Annotated in this window: 1 protein-coding gene; it reads left to right on the plus strand. The window is 72.8% G+C overall.

What is annotated here, in order from left to right; genetic code table 11:
- The coding region (locus V6V16_RS27670) for a type I polyketide synthase (RefSeq protein ID WP_334566874.1) at window positions 1–2,338 on the plus strand (2,338 nt) is incomplete at both ends.

Consider the following 2,338-nt stretch of genomic DNA (forward strand, 5'->3'; position numbering starts at 1 on the left):
GACGGCGGTGGACCTGCGTAACCGGTTGAACGCGGCCACCGGGCTGCGGCTGGCCTCGACGCTCGTGTTCGACTACCCGACCCCGGCGGTGCTCGCCGACCACCTGTGGTCGGAGTTGGCCGGGGTGCGTCAGTCGACCCGCGACCTGGTCGCCGGTACGGTCGTCGGCACCGACGAGCCGATCGCGATCGTGGGTATGGCCTGCCGCTACCCGGGCGGCGTCGAGAGCCCGGAGCAGTTGTGGGAACTGCTGGCCGGCGGCGGCGACGGGATCTCCGAGTTCCCGGCGGATCGGGGCTGGGACCTGGAGTCGCTGTTCGACCCGGACCCGGACCGCAGCGGTACGTCGTACACGCGGCACGGTGGTTTCCTGTACGGGGCGGCGGAGTTCGATCCGGGCTTCTTCGGGATCTCGCCGCGTGAGGCCCTGGCGATGGATCCGCAGCAGCGGTTGCTGCTGGAGGCGTCGTGGGAGAGCTTCGAGTCGGCGGGTCTGGACCCGCAGCGGTTGCGGGGCAGCCGTACCGGCGTCTTCGCCGGCGTGATGTACCACGACTACGCCTCCCGGCTGATGGACCTGCCGACCGAGGTGGAGGGCTACGTCGGGACCGGTACCTCCGGCAGCGTGCTGTCGGGTCGGGTGGCGTACACGTTCGGGCTGGAGGGACCGGCGGTCACGGTGGACACGGCGTGTTCGTCGTCGCTGGTGGCGTTGCATCTTGCGGCGCAGGCGTTGCGGTCAGGTGAGTGTGATCTGGCGTTGGCCGGTGGTGTGACGGTGATGGCGACGCCGGGGACGTTCATCGAGTTCTCCCGGCAGCGGGGCCTGTCGCAGGACGGGCGCTGCAAGTCGTTCGCCGCCTCCGCTGACGGCACGGGCTGGTCCGAGGGCGTCGGCGTGCTGCTCGTGCAGCGCCTCTCCGACGCCCAGCGCGAGGGCCGGAAGATCTACGCCGTGGTACGCGGGACGGCCGTGAACCAGGACGGCGCGTCGAACGGCCTGACCGCGCCGAACGGCCCGTCGCAGCAGCGCGTGATCCGTCAGGCGCTCGCGAACGCGCGGTTGACGCCGGCCGACGTGGACGCGGTCGAGGCGCACGGTACGGGCACGACGCTGGGCGATCCGATCGAGGCGCAGGCGCTACTGGCCACGTACGGGCAGGAGCGTCCGGGGGACCGGCCGTTGTTGTTGGGGTCGGTGAAGTCGAACATCGGGCACACGCAGGCCGCTGCCGGTGTGGCCGGTGTGATCAAGATGGTGCTGGCGATGCGGCACGGCCTGGTGCCGCCGACGCTGCACGTGGACGAGCCGTCCCCGCACATCGACTGGACGGCTGGGGCAGTCGCCCTGGCGACCGAGGCGACTCCGTGGCCGCAGGTGGGTCGGCCGCGTCGGGCGGCGGTGTCGTCGTTCGGGATCTCCGGCACCAACGCGCACGTGATCATCGAGCAGCCGCCCGCCGAGACGGTCGAGGGTGAGATCGTCGCCCGCGACGTTCCGCCGGTGGTGCCGGTGCTGCTGTCGGCCCGTGACGCCGCCGCCCTGGCCGGCCAGGCGGGGCGGTGGGCGCGCTGGCTCGCCGTTGACGAGGCCCCGCGTCCGCTGGACGTGGCCTGGTCCTCCGTCACCACCCGGCCCGCGCTGGAGCAGCGCGCCGTCGCCGTGGTGGCCGACCAGGACGACCTGCTCTCCGCGCTGCGGGCCCTCGACGCGGGCGAGCCCTCCGGGGCCGTCGTGACCGGCTACACCGCCGCACGCGGCCAGCTCGCGCTGCTGTTCTCGGGTCAGGGTGCGCAGCGTGCGGGGATGGGCCGGGAGTTGTCGGCCGGGTTCCCGGTGTTCGCGGCCGCCCTGGGTGAGGTGTGCGCGTACCTGGATCCGTTGCTGCCGCGTCCGTTGCGGGAGGTGCTGTTCGCCGAGGCGGGTACGGCCGAGGCGGGGTTGCTGGATCTGACGGTGTTCACGCAGGCCGGCCTGTTCGCGGTCGAGGTGGCGTTGTTCCGGTTGGTGGAGTCGTTCGGCATCGTCCCCGACGTGGTCGCCGGTCACTCGATCGGCGAGGTCACGGCCGCGTACGTCGCGGGTGTGTTGTCGCTGGCCGACGCGTGTCAGCTTGTGGCGGCGCGGGGTCGGTTGATGCAGGCGCTGCCCGCCGGTGGCGGCATGCTGGCGGTGGCGGCGGACGAGGCGGCGGTGGTCGAGTCGATCGCTGGGATGACCGACCGCGTCGGTGTCGCGGCGGTCAACGGGCCGGCGGCGGTGGTGGTCTCCGGCGCGGTCGACGCGCTGGACGAGGTGGAGGGGTTCTGGCGGGAGCGGGGTGTGCGGACGCGCCGG

Origin of the sequence: Micromonospora sp. CPCC 205561 (assembly GCF_036906775.1) — a bacterium.
GTDB lineage: Bacteria > Actinomycetota > Actinomycetes > Mycobacteriales > Micromonosporaceae > Micromonospora.